Origin of the sequence: Negadavirga shengliensis, from assembly GCF_042652345.1 — a bacterium.
In the GTDB taxonomy this organism is placed as follows: domain Bacteria; phylum Bacteroidota; class Bacteroidia; order Cytophagales; family Cyclobacteriaceae; genus Negadavirga; species Negadavirga shengliensis.
The window spans coordinates 211,637-232,844 of record NZ_JBHSJJ010000004.1; the positions used below are offsets into that span (position 1 = coordinate 211,637).

Annotated in this window: 16 protein-coding genes; 13 read left to right on the plus strand and 3 right to left on the minus strand. The window is 46.8% G+C overall.

From position 1 onward, the window contains the following. Positions 1-63 precede the first annotated feature (63 nt). Positions 64-1,266: a porin family protein gene (locus ACFPFU_RS08655; protein WP_377063526.1), complete on the minus strand. Its 1,203-nt coding sequence runs from the start codon at positions 1,264-1,266 to the stop codon at positions 64-66. Next, positions 1,238-1,801 carry an RNA polymerase sigma factor gene (locus tag ACFPFU_RS08660; RefSeq protein WP_377063528.1) on the minus strand — a complete coding sequence of 188 codons (564 nt, stop codon included), beginning with the start codon at positions 1,799-1,801 and terminating at the stop codon, positions 1,238-1,240. Before ACFPFU_RS08660 ends, ACFPFU_RS08655 begins: the two co-directional genes overlap by 29 nt. Positions 1,802-2,057: 256 nt before the next feature. Between ACFPFU_RS08660 and ACFPFU_RS08665 the strand changes: the two genes are divergently transcribed. The 13 genes from ACFPFU_RS08665 (at position 2,058) to ACFPFU_RS08725 (ending at position 19,947) form a co-directional block, all read left to right on the plus strand. After that, complete coding sequence (locus ACFPFU_RS08665; RefSeq protein WP_377063529.1) at positions 2,058-2,327, plus strand: hypothetical protein; 270 nt, start codon at positions 2,058-2,060, stop codon at positions 2,325-2,327. Between the two features lie 194 nt (positions 2,328-2,521). Continuing rightward, positions 2,522-3,331: a sugar phosphate isomerase/epimerase family protein gene (locus ACFPFU_RS08670; protein ID WP_377063531.1), complete on the plus strand. Its 810-nt coding sequence runs from the start codon at positions 2,522-2,524 to the stop codon at positions 3,329-3,331. Positions 3,332-3,724: 393 nt separating this feature from the next. Continuing rightward, positions 3,725-6,529: a DUF6797 domain-containing protein gene (locus ACFPFU_RS08675; RefSeq protein ID WP_377063532.1), complete on the plus strand. Its 2,805-nt coding sequence runs from the start codon at positions 3,725-3,727 to the stop codon at positions 6,527-6,529. Positions 6,530-6,667: 138 nt separating this feature from the next. Beyond that, on the plus strand, positions 6,668-8,218 hold the full coding sequence (locus ACFPFU_RS08680; RefSeq protein WP_377063534.1) for a sulfatase family protein: 1,551 nt from the start codon (positions 6,668-6,670) through the stop codon (positions 8,216-8,218). A gap of 149 nt (positions 8,219-8,367) precedes the next feature. Further along, positions 8,368-10,422, plus strand: a complete 2,055-nt coding sequence (locus tag ACFPFU_RS08685) for a sulfatase-like hydrolase/transferase (RefSeq protein WP_377063536.1) — start codon at positions 8,368-8,370, stop codon at positions 10,420-10,422. 322 nt (positions 10,423-10,744) lie between these two features. Continuing rightward, complete coding sequence (locus ACFPFU_RS08690; protein WP_377063538.1) at positions 10,745-11,800, plus strand: nitrilase-related carbon-nitrogen hydrolase; 1,056 nt, start codon at positions 10,745-10,747, stop codon at positions 11,798-11,800. A 22-nt stretch (positions 11,801-11,822) separates the two neighbouring features. Next, complete coding sequence (locus ACFPFU_RS08695; protein ID WP_377063540.1) at positions 11,823-12,737, plus strand: isochorismatase family protein; 915 nt, start codon at positions 11,823-11,825, stop codon at positions 12,735-12,737. A 217-nt stretch (positions 12,738-12,954) separates the two neighbouring features. Continuing rightward, entirely contained in the window at positions 12,955-13,398 is a 444-nt protein-coding gene (locus ACFPFU_RS08700) for an Hsp20/alpha crystallin family protein (RefSeq protein WP_377063542.1), read from the plus strand. 157 nt (positions 13,399-13,555) lie between these two features. Then, positions 13,556-13,768 (plus strand): hypothetical protein, encoded by a 213-nt coding sequence (locus ACFPFU_RS08705; RefSeq protein ID WP_377063544.1) that lies wholly within the window; start codon positions 13,556-13,558, stop codon positions 13,766-13,768. Between the two features lie 349 nt (positions 13,769-14,117). Further along, a complete protein-coding gene (locus ACFPFU_RS08710; protein ID WP_377063546.1) occupies positions 14,118-15,167 on the plus strand; it encodes a Gfo/Idh/MocA family protein in 1,050 nt (349 codons plus the stop codon). Positions 15,168-15,191: 24 nt separating this feature from the next. Further along, positions 15,192-16,535, plus strand: coding sequence for a Gfo/Idh/MocA family protein (locus ACFPFU_RS08715; protein WP_377063548.1), 1,344 nt, complete (start codon positions 15,192-15,194; stop codon positions 16,533-16,535). 86 nt (positions 16,536-16,621) lie between these two features. Beyond that, positions 16,622-18,088, plus strand: coding sequence for a sodium:solute symporter family protein (locus tag ACFPFU_RS08720; RefSeq protein ID WP_377063550.1), 1,467 nt, complete (start codon positions 16,622-16,624; stop codon positions 18,086-18,088). 86 nt (positions 18,089-18,174) lie between these two features. Next, entirely contained in the window at positions 18,175-19,947 is a 1,773-nt protein-coding gene (locus ACFPFU_RS08725; RefSeq protein WP_377063552.1) for a glycoside hydrolase family 9 protein, read from the plus strand. An 84-nt stretch (positions 19,948-20,031) separates the two neighbouring features. Here the strand turns inward: ACFPFU_RS08725 and ACFPFU_RS08730 are convergent, their stop codons facing one another. Next, positions 20,032-20,871 (minus strand): sugar phosphate isomerase/epimerase family protein, encoded by an 840-nt coding sequence (locus ACFPFU_RS08730; protein ID WP_377063554.1) that lies wholly within the window; start codon positions 20,869-20,871, stop codon positions 20,032-20,034. Positions 20,872-21,208: the final 337 nt, after the last annotated feature.

Sequence of the window (21,208 nt, forward strand, 5' to 3'; positions counted from 1 at the left end):
TTTCGATTCATTCCTCATGTAAAACTGTCACATTATGTCATTATAGGATATCTGAATTTTTCATCATCTGTAATATTTCAATCCAAGGAAAACACCAAAACTTTTGAGGGACAGGTCACCTTGTCCGATTCCCTGTATGGGAAGTTTAAAGTAAGGTTCGGCCTGGAAAGCAAGTCTGTTTCCCAATCTTCTTTCATAACCCATACCGAGGTTGATGATATTGAAATAGTGGTTGCCTCCAGCTTTGGTGTCCACTTTTTCGGTATAATTATTACCGCCATAAGAGCTGTAAAATAAGTCATACTTCTCCCGAAGCATAAAATATGATGACACGCCCGTACTGAGGAAAAACCTTTGTTTTGGCCTGTCCAGAGCATAAAAGCGGACATTGGCCGGCACGTCTATGATCCAACAGTCGCCTTTAAGTCCCACAGGGGAAGGTTGATAATTTTTCCGGTAACCTTCCCCTCCTTCATAGGTCTTATAGGCATGAATAAGTCCTGAGTTCAGGCTCCACCTTGGATGGAAGAAATATTCCAGGTTGAAGGCGATGCTTCTCCCGGGATTTTGCATTCGGTTCAACTTGATTGCACTGATGTCGGGGGCTACCATCAAACTCATAGAAAACCTTCCTGTTGGCGCAAAGGATACTGTTTTTTGAGATGGAATGGGACGGGATACCGCCTCTATTCTGACGGCGTGGGGTTCAGTTCCCAAATTCCGGCCAGATTTCATGGTTGCATTTTGGTGTTCATGGACCTTCTGGATCATTTTATCCAATGAAGGAGCCGAAACCCCTGTATAGATTTTCTTATCGGCTATGTAGGTTTTGTGACCTTGTGCCGTGTCATCGGGAGTAACAGGCAGGTAAGCCTTATCCTCTCGTATATTTTTTTGAATGCCTGGGGGTTCATTTTTGCGTATTATTGCCGTAACAGGCAGGATGAAATTATCCGGGACGGACATGTCGCTGCGGATACTTGTACCCGGAAAACTTTTTTCCGGGTTGCTTTCTGTTACCAGGTCTGTGGAATTAAGGTATCCAATGCTATACCAAATTAATGCCGCGGATATAAGCACCAGGACCAATCCGATAATGTGCTTACTGCCCCACCCCCCTGAAGTGGAAGTTTCGCCTTTATCCAGAAGCCTGCGCATGGCTTCCCAGTCGCCTTCATGATAATCAATGTGGGGGACATCTGAAAGACGGTTCCTCAGGAAATCATCAAATTCCTTATCATTCATGTCGGATATATGCTTTTTCATGATCCCTTGGTGTTAACATTTTCCTCAATTTCAGCCGGGCCCGGGAAAGATTTGACTTGGACGTGCCAATGGATATTTCCAACATGTCGGCGATTTCTTCATGACTATACCCTTCCATGACATAAAGGTTGAAAACTGTGCGGTACGCGGAGGGTAATGACTGTACAACCGTAACGATATGTGTATATTCCAGCTCGCTGATGATGTTTTTTTGTAGATCTGGCATTTCAGGTATCAGTTCCAATCCTACCTGATTTGCATGCTTTAGGTTTTTCTTATAATGGTTTAGCGCAGCATTGATGAGTATTTTTCTGAACCAAGCGGTAAAGGACCTTTCTCTGTCATATTGTTGGATATGGGAAAATAACTTCATGAATCCATCGTGTAAGATTTCAAGTGCCTCTTCCCTGTGGGCCGAATACCGCAGACAAATGCTCATTCCATAGCTGTAATATGTTTTATACAGCGATTCCTGACATTTCCGGTCTTCTTTGGCCGCTCCGTCCAATATTTTTGCAGTTGGTTTTTGTTCCACAGTTCCTGGGGATTGCATCAGTCCATACAACCATTATTCGCTAATGGTTGCGTGGTACAGATATTAATTTACAAAATAAAAAGCTGAATATTAGTGGGTCGCAAAAATGGTTGGTGATCCATTGCGTTTCCCTGCCATTTTTTGGAAGGTAAAAGCGTTCTGAAAAAAAATATTTTTTTTGTGTTTTTCAGGACAAAATCCAAACGGGTTCCGTCATGTTAAATAAAGCAGGTTGTTGTGATTAATGCTCTGAAAAATGAAGAATAAACTACTGTTTCTGCCGGATATTTTTTTTGTGCTGCTATTGATTATGAGCTGTGAGCGGGCCAGTTTGGAAAATCTCAGAAATGAAGCCATGAAAAGTTCAAATGTACCTGGATACAGTGACTTTCATTTTTCTAAGAATAATTTAACAACATATCAGCTGACCATAGAAAAGCAGGTTTTCGATTGGGAGAAATTGTCATATAAAGCCAAAGAATATTTAGAAAAAATAAAACTGAAAGCAGAAGACTATCAAGAGTAAGTTGGTGATTTTTTAATACTATTTTGAAAAAGGGTAAGTGTCTGTGCGCTTACCTTTTTTCTCAGATGCCGGTTGAAAGGAATGTAAGATTTTGTTTGTTAAAACAATGTGCTGCCGTATTTTTGAAAAAGACCGTGCGTGATTGTAAAAAAATCCCAGGTATAACCATTTATCTCTTATAAACCTTATTGAAAATGACCATTCAATTCTTTGCTCCGCAGTGGGGCAATACCCTTCCATTTGAAACTTTTTGCCGTAATGTTAAAGAAGCGGGCTACCATGGTGTGGAGACGGCTTTGCCCTTCGAAGAAAAAGAGAAACGCGAAATGATGGCGGTGTTGAAAGCCCATGAACTGGAACTGGTGGGACAGTATTTTCAATCATTCGAAAGTGATTTGAAGACGCATGCGGAAAATTATGAAAGGTACCTTCGCCATTTGATAGAGGCTGCCCCCGTGTTGATCAATTGCCAGACCGGCAAGGATTATTTTTCTTATGACCAAAACAAAGCTTTGTTTGAGCTGGCAGGAAAACTGTCCGGGGAGAGTGGCATTCCCATCATCCATGAAACCCATAGAGGTAAATGCCTTTTTGCCGCTTCCATAGCCAGGACTTACTTTTCCAGTTTGCCGGATATCCGTATCTGTCTGGACATTTCCCACTGGTGCAACGTGCATGAGTCGCTGCTTGCTGACCAGGAAGAAGCGGTATCCATGGCCATCTCCAGGACGGACCATATCCATAGCAGGGTAGGGTATGCCGAAGGTCCCCAGGTCAATGATCCCCGGGCTCCGGAGTGGTCGGAGGCCCTGGAAGCCCATCTGGGCTGGTGGGACAGGGTAGTGGACAGGCACCGGGAAAAAGGAACTGTTTTAACCGTTACAACAGAGTTTGGCCCTTTGCCTTATATGCCTACCGTTCCTTATACCCAAATGCCCGTAGCCAACCAATGGGAAATCAATGTATACATGATGAATTTACTGAAAAAACGTTATGGGGTTTAGGCTGATGACAATCGTTGTCTGCATTTGTCGGGAATCTTCATGAGCGTCTGAGACAGAGCCTGTTTTATAAGGGAAAGCGATGAATCCCACAGCATGTGTGAAGGGATCCGGAAAGTCGGGAATAAGGGGCCTTTGCAAAGAGTCCAACAGCTGCCGGATCTGAATTGGATCATTTGGCAGAAGATCCGGGGAAAACCCGAAACCTGTACGAAACCGGAAGGAAGTTAAGGGAAAATCTTTTGGACAAACGGTGTGATCATTTAAGCACAATCCCTTAAATTTGGGTTATGCCCCTATTAAAAAATCCTATTGGCAGTACTGATTTAGTTCCATTTATATTTTGCAAATTATCCTTTTGGATGTTAATTGCGACGTTACTTATTTCAATGACAAATGATTGATCTGTTGCTTGCTTACTCAAGAGCACAAAAAAAGCCCTTTAGAAGACGTTTATCCAATACTCCGCTTCAGTTTATCATCCTCTGTATTTTGCTCATTTCTGCCTGCAGAGAGGAACCCACCATTACCTCGGTAAATTTTGAGGAAGAGGAATTCGCCGATTTTGTGGAACCGGATTTCCCTTATATCACCACTTCTATGGACGCAAGGGCATTGGGTGCCGGTTTTCCGGATGACAATATCTCAGCCAGAAGCATTGCTCTTCGTTTGGGAAATGATGCCTATGCCTGTTTTGATACCGACATGCTGCGCTGGTCGGTGGCCTGGACCGGGGATTTTCTTCCCATGGTTACCATGGCACAGATATCTTACAACGATTTTTACGAAAAGAAAAACCGGATTCCTGTAATTGGAGGCGATCCCCAATTGGCCACTGGACTTTATCCGGGTTGGTTCGGACAAAACCCCGATTTTTCGGACCCAAGGCCACCCGCTCCTGATCCTGAAAGCCCGTCCTGGGGCCCTATTCCAGAAGATATCGGCCGGTGGAACGGCATTTATGTACTGGGAAATGAAACAGTGATGTCTTATGTGGTAAAGGGCACGGATGTTTTTGAAAAGCCCGGTAGCCTGGTAAAAGACGGGGTAACAGCCTTTACCAGAACCTTCAGGATAGCTCCTTCCGGCGAGTCGCTTTCCATGGTAGCCGCTGAAATCAGGGAAGGTAGCAACGCCGAAAATCAGGGGAAAAAGGCTTTGGTTTACCGGGATGGCCGTTATACCGGTGCCGTCCTCTCCGGAAATACACAGGGCGTTGAACTTCAGGTTATTGATGACCGGTACCTGGTCATGCAGCTGGCGCCCGGTGATGAGGACCGGGAGTTTACCCTTATTTTGCTTCAGGCCCCGGAAGGCAGGGAAGACTTGTTGGATAAGATGGCTTCCGGGGTGATGCCTGAGATGCCTGATTTTCAAAAGGGAGGCAAAAGTCTTTGGTCAGAGAAAGTACTGACCAGAGGGCAGCTTTCGCCGGATACGGCAGCTTATGTAACAGATATGCTTACCCTACCTGTGCCCAATCCCTGGTCCAGAAACGTGCGGGTGGTTGACGTCGCCTTTTTTGACGGCAACAAGGCGGCCTTGGTGACTTTTGAGGGGGATGTATGGCTGGTGGATGGCATTGATGACAAGCTGCGCCGTTTGGAATGGAGGCGGTATGCCTCCGGACTGTATGAGCCGCAGAGCATTGAGGTGAAGGACGGTGAAATTTATGTATTTGGGAAAGAAGGCATTGTAAAGTTCCATGACCTGAACGGAGATGGGGAGGCAGATTATTATGAGAACTTTTCACATCTGATGGCGCAGTCAATAGAAACCCGCGAATGGGCCAGCGACATGGTGGCTGCACCGGATGGCAGTTTTTACGTAGCCAAGTTCGGCGCCCTGGATATGGGGCCGGAAACATCCTCTCCAAAAAGAATTACAGGATTTAGGGACGGATCCCAGCATGCAGGATCTATATTGAAAGTTTCGGCAGATGGGCGGTCCATTGAGACTTATGCTTCAGGGTTCAGGGGACCTTATATGGGAATTCACCCCGAAACCGGCATCATATCCGCCTCGGATCAACAAGGCAACTATATGCCTTCCACACCGGTCATGTTGGTAAAGAAGGGGGATTACTATGGTGTTCCCGCCACGGCGCATCGTGAGGATGTGGAGGATTTGGCCATAACACCCACTACGGTATGGATACCCCATGCAGAAGACCGTTCCGGCATTAGCCAGGTTTGGCTCACTGGAAATAAGATGGGCCCGTTAAACAATCAACTTATCCATTTTTCCTATGGGCGTCCGGGGCTGTTTCGCGTGATGCTGGACAGTACTTCGCGGGGGCTGCAGGGCGCAGTTTCCGTGATCGATGCCCATTATCCCGCACCCACTATGAAAGGAGCGGTCAATCCCCTGGACGGCCAACTTTATATTACCGGCTTTTCACTTTGGGGTCACAATTCCAATACCTTGAGCGCCTTTCTCAGGTTGAGGTATACGGGAAAGGAAAGTGTGTTTCCGGAAAAATTCCAGGCGAGGGAAGGGGGGATCATGCTCCGTTTCGGCACGGAACTGGATGAATCCACGGCTACAGACGTGAGCAATTATGCGGTAAAACGGTGGAACTACCAACGTACCGAGAAATACGGATCAGGACATTTTAAGCCGGACGGTTCGGTGGGCGAGGAACACCTACCGGTACTGGGTGCCTATCTTTCCAATGACAGGAAGGCTTTATTTTTGGCAGTCCCTGAAATGGAGAAAGTCATGCAGATGGAATTAGCCTACCGGCTAAAGACTGCCAAAGGCAAAGATGTTAAGGATGTATTATGGCTGACCGTCAATGACCTGGACCAGCCGGATTTGCTTGCCGAGGGATTTGGTGAAGTGGATTGGATAAGCCTGGTGGCCAACTATGATCCGGCCATGGCCTTACATGGAAAAGAGGAGGCCGCCACCACGGTAAGGGGCGAAGAACTGTTCGTTAAAATGGGATGTATTGCCTGTCATGCTGTAGATGGCAAAGGTGATGGTAAAATAGGTCCTGGTATGAAGGGCCTGCTTGGTTCTGAGAGGCAATTCAAGGATGGGTCCAATGCCATAGCCGATGAAGATTATATCAGAGAGTCCATTGTTGCGCCCGGTGAAAAAGTGGTGAAAGGCTTCGAAGGAGAAATGCCTTCCTTTTTAGGCGTCATATCCGATGGGGACTTGGAATCACTGGTAATGTATATCCGATCCTTATAGCCTGCGGCGAACCGGAGCTCCATTCAGGAGATTTACTTGCGGAATCGAAAGTTATTTGGAATATGAGCCCAGCATTAGCTTGATTGTCTTATTTAATACCCATCTGATAACAATTTAACCCATCAACCTGTATAAAAAATGGAGAAAACCAGTATCTGGAAATTACCCGGTTTTTTGATCTGCATTTGGACTTTTTGTGCTTGTACCCACCCGACTACTGATGGTTCCGAGGCCCTACCCAATATCGTCATCATTTACATGGATGACCTTGGATATGGGGATGTGGGTGCTTATGGGGCCACGGAGATCAATACACCCAATATGGACAGGCTGGCCAATGGCGGGGTGCGTTTTACCAATGGTTATGCCACTTCGGCGACATGCACTCCAAGCCGGTACGCTATCCTGACAGGTAGGTATCCCTGGCGGAACAGCGAAGCCAAAATTCTGTCCGGCACTGCCCCCTTATTGATCAGCACCGACCAGTTGACTTTGCCCAAAATGCTGAAGGAGAGGGGATACCATACAGGAGTAGTGGGTAAATGGCATCTGGGGTTGGGAATGGGGAATGTAGACTGGAACCAACGCATAAGCCCAGGACCCAATGAAGTAGGATTTGACTATGCCTATATCATGGCCGCCACACAGGACAGGGTTCCCACGGTATACATTGAAAATGGGCAGGTAGAAGGTCTGGACCCGAATGATCCTATTCAGGTGGATTATGACAACAACTTTGAGGGGGAACCCACTGGCAGGGATAATCCCGAATTGTTGCGGGTGAAATGGCATCATGGCCACAACAACAGCATTGTGAACGGTATACCTCGTATCGGCTTTATGAAAGGCGGAGAAGCCGCCAAATGGGTGGATGAGGAAATGGCCGATAATTTTCTCGAAAAGGCCCAGCGCTATGTAAGAAACCATAAAGACCAACCCTTTTTCCTTTATTATGCCCTTCAGCAACCCCATGTTCCCCGTACACCTCATCCCCGTTTTGAGGGGCTGTCCGGGATGGGCCCCCGGGGAGATGTCATCCTCGAGGCGGACTGGTGTATCGGTGAATTCCTTCAGACGCTGGAAGAAGAAGGTTTGATGGAGAACACCCTGATTGTTTTTAGCAGTGATAATGGACCGGTATTGAATGACGGTTATTACGATGATGCAGTCGAAAAACTGGGGAATCATGTCCCTAGGGGGCCGTTAAGGGGCGGAAAATACAGCCTTTTTGAAGCCGGCACCAGAGTGCCGTTTATCACTTATTGGCAAGGGAAAATCAAACCAAGCACCTCCGATGCCTTGGTGAGCCAGTTGGATTTGTTGAACGCGTTTGCCGCGTTGTCGGGCAGCGACCGGAGGAGTCAGGACGGGGAAAACCTGCTGGATGTCTTTCTGGGAAAGACGGAGCATGGAAGGGAAAACCTGGTGCTGGAAGCGACTACCCGTACCGCGCTCCGCCATAAAAACTGGATCATGATTCCCCCATACAAAGGGCCTCCGGTCAATGAACAGGTCAACATTGAACTGGGCAATGATAAGGATTTCCAATTGTATGACCTCAGCCAGGATATCGGACAACAAAAAAACCTGGCTAAGGAAAATCCCGGGAAGTTGCGGGAACTTGTGGACCTGTTTGTCGGCATAAGAGGGGAGGGGTATGTGGACACGGAGGCGTTGGAGTTGAAATGACCCACTCCTTCGGTCTCTTCCTGAGAGGGGTGGGTTTTATCATTGGAGCGGAGCACGGTGAGCTGGGAAATCGAAATCAAGATAAAATGGGTATTGCTTTCATGCAGGATATAGATGGGTAAATAGGTTTACATTTATAAAAGGTCAAAATGAAAAAGAAACTGTTTTTGATGACGCTGGGCTGGGGCTGGATTACCTGCTGTCTTATGGCAGCGCCTACGCCGCCGTACCAGAAAAAACCCAATATTATTTTTATTCTCACGGATGACCTAGGTTATGGCGACCTGGGGGTCTTGTTTCAAAACCAGCGAAAGGAAGAGGGAAAACCTTACCATAGCACGCCAAATCTGGACCGGATGGCTGAAGAAGGCATGGTGCTTACCAGGCATTATGTGCCGGCCCCGGTTTGCGCGCCATCCCGGGCATCTTTGTTCTTGGGCTTGCATCAGGGACATGCGGAAGTGAGAAACAACCAGTTTGACAAGGCGCTTCCCGACAACCACACCCTTCCCTCAGTTCTCAGAGAAGCCGGGTATGCCACTGCCCTGATCGGTAAATACGGTTTGCAGGGCCTTGAGGGGGATAGTCCGTCAACATGGGAGGCTTATCCTACCAAGCGTGGTTTTGATTATTTTTTCGGTTATGTAAGACATACAGACGGGCATAACCATTATCCGGCCCATCAGGCACCCGATAGGCCTTCTGTGGAGCTGTATGAGGGCGAAAAAGAGATTTCTTCACAGCTTGAAGGCTGTTACACTACAGACCTTTTCACGGCCAGGGCCAAACAATATATCATTGAACATACCAAAGAAAGGGCTGGACAACCTTTTTTTCTTTTTCTTGCTCATGATACGCCCCATGCCGGGCTTCAGGTGGCATCTACGCCTTATCCCAAGGGGGGCGGGATCAACGGAGGGGTTCAGTGGATCGGTCAACCCGGCAAATTCATCAACACGGCTACAGGAAAAGTGGACCGTTACATCCACCCGGATTATGCCGACAAAGATTGGCCTGAAGTGCATAAGAGATTTGCCAGTATGGTAAGAAGAATAGATGATACCATCGCCGATCTGAAACAACTGCTTGTCGATCTTGAAATAGATGAGGAAACCATGATCGTTTTTACCTCCGACAACGGTCCCCATCATGAATCATATGGGTACGGGGATTATGCCCCCACTTTGTTCGAGAGTTTCGGGGTGATGGACGGCACCAAGCGGGATACTTGGGAAGGAGGTATCCGGGTGCCCACACTTGTGAGGTGGCCGGGAGTGATCGAAGGAGGGAGCGAAAATGACACCCCAACCGCCTTCCATGACTGGTTGGCTACCTTTGCGGACGTGGCCGGCTTACCTGCCCCCGCCAATACCGATGGGGTATCCATGATGCCTCTTTTGACAGGAGCGCCCGATCCGTTTGGTGGCAAGGTATACATTGAATACACGGTGGGAGGCAGTACTCCGGATTATCCAAGTTTCGATGCCGCTCACAAAGGGCAAAAAAGAGGGGAAATGCAGGTGTTGTACCTTCATGGTTTTAAGGGCATCCGGTATGATATCCAGTCCCATCAGGATGATTTCAGGATCTATGACACGAAAAAGGACCCGAAGGAAACCGATGACCTTGCCGGTAGCACCCGGTTTTTCATTGACCTGCAACAGGAAATGAAAAATACGGTGCTTCAGTGGAGACGGCCCAATGAGAGCGCTGTGCGGCCTTATGATGATGAACCCATCCCCGCGGCCCATGTGGATGCCGAAATGAAAAAGGGATTGATGTTCAGGTCATATGAAGTTGCCGCGCCATGGGTACCGGACGTCAATACCCTCACCACAGCACCCACCGAAATTAGGGATGGGAATTATCGGGATATAGAAGGAATCGCAGAAGGCGGGACAGTGGTGTATGAAGGTTATCTCAAGGTGGAAGAAGCAGGAAGCTATACGTTTAGCTTGAGATCCGATGCTTCGGTAGTGATGCATCTGCATGAGGCTTTGCTTTTTGATGCGGATAAAAATTATCATGGAGAAAGTTTGGAAGCCAAAGTCAACCTGAAGGCGGGGTACCACCCTTTTAGTCTCGTGTGCAAAACATCCAAAGGACAGGAGGCCGGTCCTTCGTTACAATGGAGCGGCCCTGGTTTTGGAATGCAGCCGCTGGAAAACAAGCAGGTTTATTATCCTGATTTTGGCAAAAAATAGGGGGTGCTTTTAGGAAAAGGGTTTGCTGAATAGCCGGCTGCTCTGTGCAGAATTCCCGGTGCATTTGCTTTATTCCTTTATTTTTGTTTTAAAAATATAATAACACTGACAATTCTTTTCTAATGTATGGATCTCACCTTGGTCTGCACATTGGATAAAACGGTTATCGCCTATTCCCAAAATAAGATTACCCGGCTTTTCCGAAGGAATAGGTTGGGCCAGGAGTCTTCCGAACCGTATATATGCAGTGACAAAAAGTTGGATAAATATTTTTTGGAATTTTGGTAAAATATGGGGAATTTATCCGTTCAATGATAGAACTATGGAAAACGCACCCAATTCCCGAAGAAACTTTCTCAAAAACACAGCCTTGGCGACAGGAATGACCGCCTTGGGGTCATCCATGGCGATGGCCAGACAAGGTGGGGAAAATACGATAAAAAAAGCAAGGGCACCCAGAGAAGTATGGGTGGCTGGAGTGAGTCAGGAAAGCCTTTCCACAGCGACTTCTGAGGAAATGTCTGAACTGTTGATGGGATATATGGAACAAACCGGGACCTATCATCCCGACATTATTTGCCTGCCGGAAATATTCCCCACCTCCAACGTTAAGAAAAGCTATACTTTAACAGAAAAAGCAACAATTTCCGATCAGGTAGTAAACAGGATGGCTTCATTTGCAAAGGCACAGGGATGCTATGTGATTGTGCCGGTCTATACGGTTGAAAACGGAAATACTTTCAACTCCGCAGTCATTTTGGACAGGAGCGGCAAAAACATGGGAGAATACCGCAAGATGCACCTGACCGAAGGGGAAATGGCAAAGGGGCTCACGCCCGGACCTCTTGATCCACCTGTATTCGACACGGATTTTGGAAGGATCGGTGTACAGATCTGCTTTGATATCATGTGGGATGATGGCTGGTCCAAGCTTAAGGAAAAAGGCGCGGAGATGGTTTTTTGGCCTTCCGCCTATGGAGGGGGGCAAAACATCAACCTCAAAGCGTTGTCGCATCGGTATGTGGTGGCTACAAGCACCCGGAAGGGTGCTTCAAAAATCGCGGATGTTACCGGGGAAGATGTAACTTACACGGGGTTTTGGAACAGGAATCTCTACTGTGCACCGGTGAACCTGGAAAAAGCTTTTCTACATACCTGGCCTTATGTGGAGCAATTTGACCAGATCAGGAAAGAATATGGCCGCAATGTGAGGATTACCAATTTTCATGAGGAGGAATGGTCCATTATAGAAAGCTTGTCGCCTGAAGTAAGTGTCGCTTCCATCATGAAGAAATATGGTCTGAAAACATATGACCAGCATCGGTATGATGCGGAAATGGCACAAATAGAAGCCAGAAACAAGCTTAACAAAAAATAATTGGATAACAGACTGAGGCAGCATGAAAGTATCCGTATATCATATTCATTTATTCCCTCTTATATTCTTTATGATATCATGCGGGCAACCCGAAGCCGTTGACCAGGAAAATCTGGAAGGGGATTCCGAAAATTATATAGAAGCAACGCTCCGTTCCAGAGAGAAAGCCGGAAACGGAAATTGGAAAGTGGTCGAATCCAAAGAAAAATGGGACCCAGCAAAGACCGCCATCATCATCGTGGACATGTGGGACAAACATTGGTGTGAGAGTGCTTCGGAAAGGGTGGAAGAAATAGCCCCCGTAATGAACACTGTAGTAAATCAAGCCCGGGAAAAAGGCATTATGATCATTCATGCCCCCAGTGGTACCATGGAGGCCTACAAGGATTATCCTCAGAGAAAAAGGGCGCAGGAAATGGCCCCCCATACACCGCCGGAAAATATCCAATTGGAACAATGGTGTTACCTGGACCCGGATGCAGAGGCCGCATTGCCCATTGATGACAGCGACGGGGGTTGTGATAAACCCTGTGAAGATGGAAAACCCTGTGAAGAAAAGGCGGTATGGTCCAGTCAGACGGCGGCGATAGCGATACATGAAAATGATTTTATAACTGACAGCGGGCAGGAAGTTTACAATATTTTTAAAGAAAACGGCATCGAAAACCTGATCATCATGGGGGTACATACCAACATGTGTGTTTTGGGCAGACCCTTTGCTATCCGGCAGATGTCCAATTTGGGCATGAATGTGGTGCTGATGCGGGATATGACGGATGCTATGTATAATCCGGAAAGCAGACCAAAGGTGGATCATTTTACGGGTACGGATTTGGTGATCGAACATATAGAAAAATATTGGGCACCCACCATGCTCAGTTCCGATCTTACCGGCAAGCTATTTTTCCGGTTTAAGGAAGACGATAGAAACCTTTGATTTCTTTCACTGACATTTTTTCATAGGCAAAACGGTTCAAATTGTCAGTGAAAATGACAGTTTGAACACATATTTTCCCCAATTCGGGAATTGGCATTTCGTTTGAATTTTCCTTTTATGAACAAGTTTATCGCTTGATGCAGGTTGGTTTTCACTTGTTTAAGAGAGACCAACGCAATTGAAAGATTTAATCGGATGTCTTACTCAAACCCTATTAATGATGGAAAATGTATTGAGCAAACCTGTAATGAGACCCGGTCAAAGGTTCTTTGATGATTTTCTCACTAAAGATCTGTTCAACTTCGGCTGGGGAGCAAAGAATGTTTCTTATGTGCCCATGGTGAATATCATGGAGACCGCTGAAGACTTCAGGATAGATTTTGCCGTACCCGGGATGAACAAGAATGATTTTAAGATTGAGATGGAGAGCCAGGTACTTACCATTTCCAGTGATGTGCCAGGTGGTCAAAATGGTAACGAAGAATTCAGCTATGTCAGAAGAGAGTTCAACTATCAATCTTTTAGAAGATCTTTTCAATTACCGGAAACGGTGGAGTTTGAAAAAATTGAAGCAAAATACCGTAACGGAATGCTGAGTATTTTTATCCCTAAAAAGGACGAGGCGAAAAGAAAACCAGTAAAAGCCATCAGTATTTCCTAAGAAATTGCCCTGCTTGAATGCTTCTGTTTTTAAGCAGGGACTTTTGTTTTTATCAATGGTAATGATATCTCGGTCTGATTGCCAAATACTTTAGGGGCATACCAGACATATAGTGGATACCATAAGAATCAGAACATATAATTAAAAAAATATGCTTATGAACACTTCTTATTTAGATTATTATAAGCTGATACTGGAAAAAGTAAGTTTTGATCATCATCTTTTTACCAAAGAACTTGAGAAGGCCAATCAGGTGCTGACGCTGGAAGAAAAATCCAAGCTTAGAAAATGGCTTCTAGAGAAAAGGGTCATTCCCCGGCCCACTTACAGGGCCCATCAAAAATTGGAAGAGCCGGTAAACCTCAGCTGATACAACTGATTGAATGAACCATGGCCATAGTATTGTGAGCCATGGTTTTTTTTTCAGTGCTCCTTTTTCTCCCCCTTCTCATGATTTTTTCCGGGGTTTTCCATCAGGCGTGAGAATGGACAAATTTCAATGATTGCCGGTCCTTATGACTGTTTGCCAAAAAAGTTTTTTAACCATGGCTTAAATACTGCTGCCAATTCAGATCACTTTCCCATGCGGCCTTTCGTGTAAATCCCATGGTGGCTTTTTTAAAATATTTGGTAAATTAGGTGTTCGAAATAATATAAACACTAATTTTTACGAAATCAATTTTAAATTAATTTAAAAACCGTATTTTGAGTAAAACCATATGACTCCTTCTATCAACCGAAGAAAATTCATGAGTACGGCGGCATTAGCAGGTGCGGGACTGGGACTGGGCTCTCATTTACCCGCATTTTCGAATACGAAAAAAATGAGAAATGACAAGAGAGTGGGTATTATCGGTTTGGATACCTCTCATAGTGTGGCTTTCACCAAAGCCTTCAATGCGGCCGATGCAAAAGAAGATCTGGGTGGCTATAAAGTGGTGGCTGCATATCCTCACGGAAGCAAGGACATTGTCTCTTCAGTAAAAAGGATACCGGAGTATACGGAGCAAATCCAGGAGTTTGGCGTGGAGATCGTGGATTCAATAGAAGCCTTGTTGGAGAAAGTGGATTATATATTGCTGGAAACCAACGATGGGAGACTCCATTTGGAGCAGGCACTGGAAGTTTTCAGGGCAGGCAAGCCGGTTTTCATAGATAAGCCTATTGCTGCTTCTCTGGCCCACACACTGGCCATTTTTGATGCAGCAGAAAAATATAACGTTCCTGTTTTCTCCAGCAGTTCGCTTAGGTATATGGAGAACCTTATGGCCGTGAATGAAGGCAAGATCGGGGCTGTCCTGGGAGCGGATACCTATAGTCCCGCGACCCTGGAACCCACCCATCCCGATTTGTTCTGGTATGGCATACATGGGGTAGAAACCTTATATGCAGTAATGGGGGTTGGATGTAAACAGGTAAAAAGAACCTATACGGAAGGGGCCGATTTGGTGGTGGGCACCTGGGAAGATGGGAGGATTGGCACATTTAGGGGAACCCGTGCCGGAAGTCATAGCTATGGGGGCACTGCTTTCGGCGAAGAAGGTATTGCCTCTTTGGGACCGTATGGCGGTTACAGGCCGCTGCTTGTTGAGATAGCCAAATTCTTTGCCACGGGAAAGTCACCTGTGAGCCCCGAGGAGACCATTGAGATATTTACGTTTATGGAGGCGGCGGATGTAAGCAAGAAAAAGAAAGGACAGGCAGTCGCTTTAGCGGATGTTTTGAAAAAGGCCAAATCAGAAGCCTCCAAATTAAAAATTCAATCATAATTCAATAACAACATCATCCAGTTTATGGAAAATTCTAGAAGAGACTTTGTGAAAAAAGCTTTTGCAGGTGCCGCCGTAGTATCGGCGGGTGGGATATTGCCAGGGTTTTCTGCCAAAAGCTATGCCAATATATTGGGCGCCAATGAGAGGATCAACGTCGCAAGTATGGGCGTGGTAAGCCGCGGTCATGCCGTGGGCACCAATTTTGCCAGTCAGGAAAACTGCGAAGTCATTTACAGCTGCGATGTGGACAGGAGAGCTGCGGAGAAGTTTGTGAATTCAGTGGCGGACATACAGGGCCGAAAACCCAAGATAGAAAAAGATATAAGAAAAGTATTGGAGGACAAAGAGGTGGATGCCTTGATAGTTACTTCTCCTGACCATTGGCACGCACCGGCTGCCATCATGGCCTGCAAGGCGGGAAAACATGTGTATCTGGAAAAACCCTGCAGCCATAATCCCCGGGAGGGCGAATTGCTTATGGAGGCCCAAAAAAAGTACAATAAAGTCATCCAAGTAGGCAACCAAAGGCGATCCTGGCCCAATGTGATGAAGGCCATTGAAGAGCTGCATAGCGGTGTAATCGGCAGGCCTTATATGGCAAAGACATGGTATGCCAACAACAGGGGACCTATTGGTGTGGGGAAAAAGGTGGCTGTTCCGGATTGGTTGGATTTTGAACTGTGGCAAGGGCCTGCTCCGAGAGAGGATTATAGGGATAATATTGTTCATTACAACTGGCATTGGTTCTGGCATTGGGGTACGGGGGAGGCGCTGAACAACGGCACCCACATGGTGGATCTGGCCAGGTGGGGTTTGCAGGTGGATTACCCAAGTAGGGTAAATTCGTCCGGTGGCAGATACCGTTACGACGATGATTGGGAAACCCCCGATACACAGATCATCAATATTGAATTTGAAAATAAATCCTGCATCACTTGGGAAGGCAGAAGCTGCAATGGCAAACACGTAGAAGGAGGCAGTGTGGGTGTTCTGTTTTATGCTGAAGACGGCACGATGTTGATAGAAGGGGGCAATTCCTACAAGATTTTCAACCTGAAGAATGAGGTGATCAAGGAGGCTAAAAATGATCAGGTCATCGATCCTCAAAACCTATCCAATCCTGCGCAGGCTTTGGACGCACTCCATATCCAAAACTTTTTTGATGGTATCAAAAAAGGAACAGAGGTAAGGTCTGAAATCGTCGGCGCACACCAGAGTACCCTCCTTGTACAGCTGGGCAACATCGCCCAAAGGACAGGAAGAACTTTGGACATAGACAGCAGCACCGGAAGAATAAAAAATGACAAGCAGGCCATGGAACTTTGGTCCAGGGAATACGAACCCGGCTGGGAGGTTACTGTTTGAGCTGGATTTGACCGAATTTAGGGCTAAACCTGAGGGGTTTAGCCTTTTTTGTATTGATGAGCAAACTGTTTACCTAAGTTGATCCTATGGAATTGAACCCAATTGACCTGATTGTAATCGGGCTGTTTTTTCTTTTGATGTTATTGATTGGTGTCTGGTCTTATTTCCGGAACAAAAATGCCGAGGATTACTTCGTGGCAGGGGGCAAGCTGCCTTGGTGGCTTTCCGGTATATCCCACCACGTATCCGGATACAGCGGCGCAGTGTTTGTCGCCTATGCCGGGTTGGCATATACCCATGGCTTTTCTGTATATATCTGGTGGGCCTTTACCATCGGGTTGACGATCATGGTCAGCGCAAAAGTCTTCCCGGTTTTCTGGGTCAGGTTGAGGAAGCGCTTTCAGATACAATCTCCCCTTGAGTTTTTGATTACCCGTTATGATCTTCCCACCCAGCAGTTGATGGCCTGGAGCGGCGCCTGGTTAAAACTATTCGATATAGGAGCGAAATGGGCAGCCATAGCGATATTACTGAACGTGTTTACCGGGATATCCCTGCCTGTTGGGATATTGGTATCGGGTGGGATCTCCCTGATCTATATCACTTTTGGAGGCCTATGGGCGGTGATCCTTACCGATTTCGCGCAGTTTATTGTCCAAATTGTGGCCGGCATCGTGATGTTTGTGGTGGTGCTGGGCAGACTGGGCGGGACGGAAGCCCTATTCGGATTATGGGAACAGCTGCCCCCAGAAAACAGCCAGCCTTTCAACGAGCCTTATACAGTAGGATTTGCCTTGGCTTTCTTATTCATCAACTTCCTGTCCTACAACGGCGGCCAATGGAACTTGGCTACCAGGTACATTTCTTCCCCCACAGAACAACAGGCATCCAAAGCGGCCTGGTTGTCTGGTACACTTTATCTAATTTGGCCGTTGATCCTGTTTTTCCCGATGTGGGCAGCACCGGTGATTCTTCCGGGAATGGAGGATCCCACCCAGTCTTATGGTATCCTAACATTGGAATTGCTTCCGGTAGGACTGATAGGTTTGGTGATTGCTTCGCTGTTTGCCAATACCATGTCCATGACTTCCTCCGACATCAACACCATTTCGGCGGTGATTACAAGAGATATTTTGCCGGCAGTTTCCCATAAATTCAAAGACAAAAGGACTTCTTTGCTCACCGCCAGGATCACCACCTTTCTTTTCACGTTGGGCACCATCCTTATCGCCTTGCAGTTCGAACGTTTTGGGGGGGTGCTGGGACTCATCATCAGTTGGTTTGGTGCCTTGGTAGGTCCAATAGCCGTTCCCATGCTGTTCGGCGTGATTCCCTGGTTCAAGTCATGCGGTCCGCGGGCAGCCATAAGCTCCATACTGGTGGGTTTTTCGGCTTTTATTGTCACCAAAAATTTTGACCTCGGGAGTCTGGCCTTGGAGGTAAGTCTTCCTGTCATCACTTCGACGATCACTTATATCCTTATCGGCTTTTTACAACGGGATATTGTTCCCGGGAAAGTCAGGGCGATGTTGGAAGAGATTTCCAAAGAATAATTATAAATTTAAACCCGGAGTCCCCGCGTGATCTTTTTCCCCGGGGCATTCCCGAATTGAAAAAACCTAATTAAACCTGTTATGCCATGAACAAAACCATATTGTTTTTGATGACGGGGCTATTGTTTTGCAGCCTGTTATCATCTTGTGAACAGCAAACTTACGATCAGCCATTGGAGGTGTTGGAGTCCATCAGGCTGAACCAGCTGGGCTTTTATCCGGATGGCGCAAAAAAAGCCGCCGTAGTGGATATGGATGGCGTGGAGACATTTTTGGTGGTAAGTGATAAGGATAACCGGGTGGTGTACAGGGGGAACCTGTCAGATCAAAGGTCATCGTCATTTTCCGACCGGGTTACGCGAATCGCGGATTTTTCTGACATGACTGCCACCGGTCACTTCAGGTTGGTATTACCGGATAGGGGGCAGTCTTATTCTTTTGCCATTGATCCCTCGGTTCATGAAGATCTTTCCAAAGGGGCATTAAAAGCATTTTATTTCCAGCGGATGTCCACGGAATTGTTGCCGGAGCATGCTGGAGAATGGGCGAGACCCACTGCCCATCCCGATGACCGCGTAAAAGTCCATGCCTCGGCTGCCAGTGCTGAAAGACCGGAAGGAACCATCCTTTCTGCACCAAAAGGTTGGTATGATGCAGGAGATTACAACAAATACATTGTCAACAGCGGTATCACCATGGGTACCCTGCTCGCTGTTTATGAGGATTTTCCCTCCTTTGCAAAAAAACTGGGGATTGGTATTCCGGAATCCGGTAACGATATCCCTGATTTACTGGATGAAATCCTGTGGAACCTGGAATGGATGCTGGCCATGCAGGACCCCTATGACGGAGGGGTTTACCATAAACTGACCACGGCAAAGTTTGAAGGCAGGGTCATGCCTCATCAGGCTACCAGTCAAAGGTACGTGGTGGCCAAAAGCACAGCTGCGACGTTGGATTTTGCCGCGGTGATGGCCCAGGCATACCGGGTATACCAGGACTTTATGCCTGATCTGGCCAACCGTTGTCTTGAAGCGGCATTGAAAGCCTGGGACTGGGCGGAAAAGCATCCCGATGTCCTCTACCGTCAAAATGAAATGAACGAACGGTATAAACCGGAGGTGACTACAGGGGCTTATGGAGACAACGACGTAGCCGATGAGCGGAACTGGGCGGCATGTGAACTCTATGTCAGCACGCGGGACAATAGGTTTCTTTCGCACATCGAATTGGATAATATCGCTTTTGAGCTTCCGGGCTGGAGAACGGTCGGATGGATGGGATATTACTCCCTGCTTAGGTTCAGGGATCAGCTCAGCGATTTTCCCCAAGGTGACATGGACCGTATTCAGGAAGTGCTGCTTAAGCAGGCCCGCCATTATGCCAGCCATGCCAGGGAAGAAAACCCCTACCAGGTGGTAATGGGGCAGGATGCAAAAGATTTTGTATGGGGAAGTAATTCAGTGGCGGCGAATCAAGGCATAGCATTGATTCAGGCTTATTTTTTGACGGAGGAAAAGGAATACCTCGATATGGCTCTGGCCAATCTGGATTATATCATGGGCAGGAATGCTACCGGCTACAGCTATGTGACCGGGTATGGCCATAAAACGCCCCGGGATCCACATCATAGGCCCTCAGGAGCCGAACCCGATAAAGCTCCCATACGGGGATTGATCGTGGGAGGGCCCAACCCGGGCCAGCAGGATGGTTGTGATTATGAGAGCAAGATAGCCGATGAATCTTACGTGGATGATTATTGCTCGTATGCCTCCAATGAAATTGCCATTAACTGGAGTGCACCCTTTGCTTATCTTACTTTGGGCGTTGAGGCGATCAAAGGAGGGGATCGTCGTTGAATTTAAGTTGAAAAAAACCTTCCAGGTTTATATCTATCGGTTATATCCCAATGGATAAAGCCCGGAAGGTTTTTTTATTTACTTTTACTGAAACTGCTTAGCCACCCTTTTGAAGTAATCCATGCTTTCTTTTACTTCGGGCAGGTTATTTTCCCAGTTGTGTTCGTATTCAGCGGAAAAGACGCCTTTAAATCCTTGGCGGTGCAATTCGTGCAGAACGCCCGCCACATTGCAGTTGCCCGTGCCCCAAGGCACGTCATGGGCATTTCTTACGCCTCTTTTATCCAGGTCTTTCATGTGCAGGCTGATGATCCTGCCTTCCAGTTTTTGGAGGCACTCCACCGGATCCAAGCCGGACCGCAGCCAGTGGCCGATGTCCGCGCAGACTCCCATCAATGGGCTTCTGTTTTCCAATAATCTGAGCGGTACTTCCGGATGCCAGTACATAGAAGGCAGCGGATGATTGTGTAAAGCAATCCTGATCTGATGCTGTTCACAGAGCTTTTCGATAAGGTCATACTGATTGGGACGGGGTTCGGTGGTGATGATGCCAATGCCCATTTCTTTGGCAAAGGCAAAAAGCGCGGGCCACTCCTCATCACTGGGACTTGCCACGCCATAGGCTACGGCTTCGACATCGTATTTTTTCAGCAGGTTTTTGATGGTTTCCCTATCGCTGGCAGAAGCGGAGAAATGGGTAGTGGCTTCGCCAGCTTTGGTTATTTTTTGACCGGGATAGAGTTCGACGTACTTCACCCCGATGCTGTTGAGCTTTTCCAGGGCTTCTTCCAGGGAGAAGAGCCTAAAGGTATAAGCCTGGCTGCCCACCTTCCAGTCAGCGGGAATGCCGTCCTGCGCTGAGGCCCTTAGGGTAAAAACCAGCACAAAGGCTAAAAGCACAAATTTCAGTTGTTTATTGTTCATTAGGTTTGGTGTTTAAGTAAATTAATCAAAGCAAAGCCCGAAAATATCGAAAAAATATTTATTTGAGTTTGCCATTGGTAAAAAATGAAGGAGGAGGGAAGGGCTGTTGTTGCTTTTTCATTGTTGTCGCGATAATCCGATAATAGCCGGGATCACCAGAACAGCTGGAAAGCGGAGCGTTGTGGTGGGGGTCCGGACAAGTAAATGATGTAAACTTTCATGGTAATTATATAAGTTATTTTATATTTTTTTATGAAAATTTGTATTTGATATTATTTATTGTGTAATTATTGTACTAACCCTATATGGAAATAATCAGACAAATCCCGATGAACAA

Coding starts and splice junctions, on each gene's coding strand:
- ACFPFU_RS08700 (WP_377063542.1), top strand. CDS start 12,955: ATGATGGAAAATGTATTGAGCAAACCTGTAATGAGACCCGGTCAAAGG.
- ACFPFU_RS08715 (WP_377063548.1), top strand. CDS start 15,192: ATGGAAAATTCTAGAAGAGACTTTGTGAAAAAAGCTTTTGCAGGTGCC.
- ACFPFU_RS08710 (WP_377063546.1), top strand. CDS start 14,118: ATGACTCCTTCTATCAACCGAAGAAAATTCATGAGTACGGCGGCATTA.
- ACFPFU_RS08655 (WP_377063526.1), bottom strand. CDS start 1,266: ATGAAAAAGCATATATCCGACATGAATGATAAGGAATTTGATGATTTC.
- ACFPFU_RS08720 (WP_377063550.1), top strand. CDS start 16,622: ATGGAATTGAACCCAATTGACCTGATTGTAATCGGGCTGTTTTTTCTT.
- ACFPFU_RS08730 (WP_377063554.1), bottom strand. CDS start 20,871: ATGAACAATAAACAACTGAAATTTGTGCTTTTAGCCTTTGTGCTGGTT.
- ACFPFU_RS08685 (WP_377063536.1), top strand. CDS start 8,368: ATGAAAAAGAAACTGTTTTTGATGACGCTGGGCTGGGGCTGGATTACC.
- ACFPFU_RS08680 (WP_377063534.1), top strand. CDS start 6,668: ATGGAGAAAACCAGTATCTGGAAATTACCCGGTTTTTTGATCTGCATT.
- ACFPFU_RS08695 (WP_377063540.1), top strand. CDS start 11,823: ATGAAAGTATCCGTATATCATATTCATTTATTCCCTCTTATATTCTTT.
- ACFPFU_RS08675 (WP_377063532.1), top strand. CDS start 3,725: ATGATTGATCTGTTGCTTGCTTACTCAAGAGCACAAAAAAAGCCCTTT.
- ACFPFU_RS08690 (WP_377063538.1), top strand. CDS start 10,745: ATGGAAAACGCACCCAATTCCCGAAGAAACTTTCTCAAAAACACAGCC.
- ACFPFU_RS08670 (WP_377063531.1), top strand. CDS start 2,522: ATGACCATTCAATTCTTTGCTCCGCAGTGGGGCAATACCCTTCCATTT.
- ACFPFU_RS08705 (WP_377063544.1), top strand. CDS start 13,556: ATGAACACTTCTTATTTAGATTATTATAAGCTGATACTGGAAAAAGTA.
- ACFPFU_RS08665 (WP_377063529.1), top strand. CDS start 2,058: ATGAAGAATAAACTACTGTTTCTGCCGGATATTTTTTTTGTGCTGCTA.
- ACFPFU_RS08725 (WP_377063552.1), top strand. CDS start 18,175: ATGAACAAAACCATATTGTTTTTGATGACGGGGCTATTGTTTTGCAGC.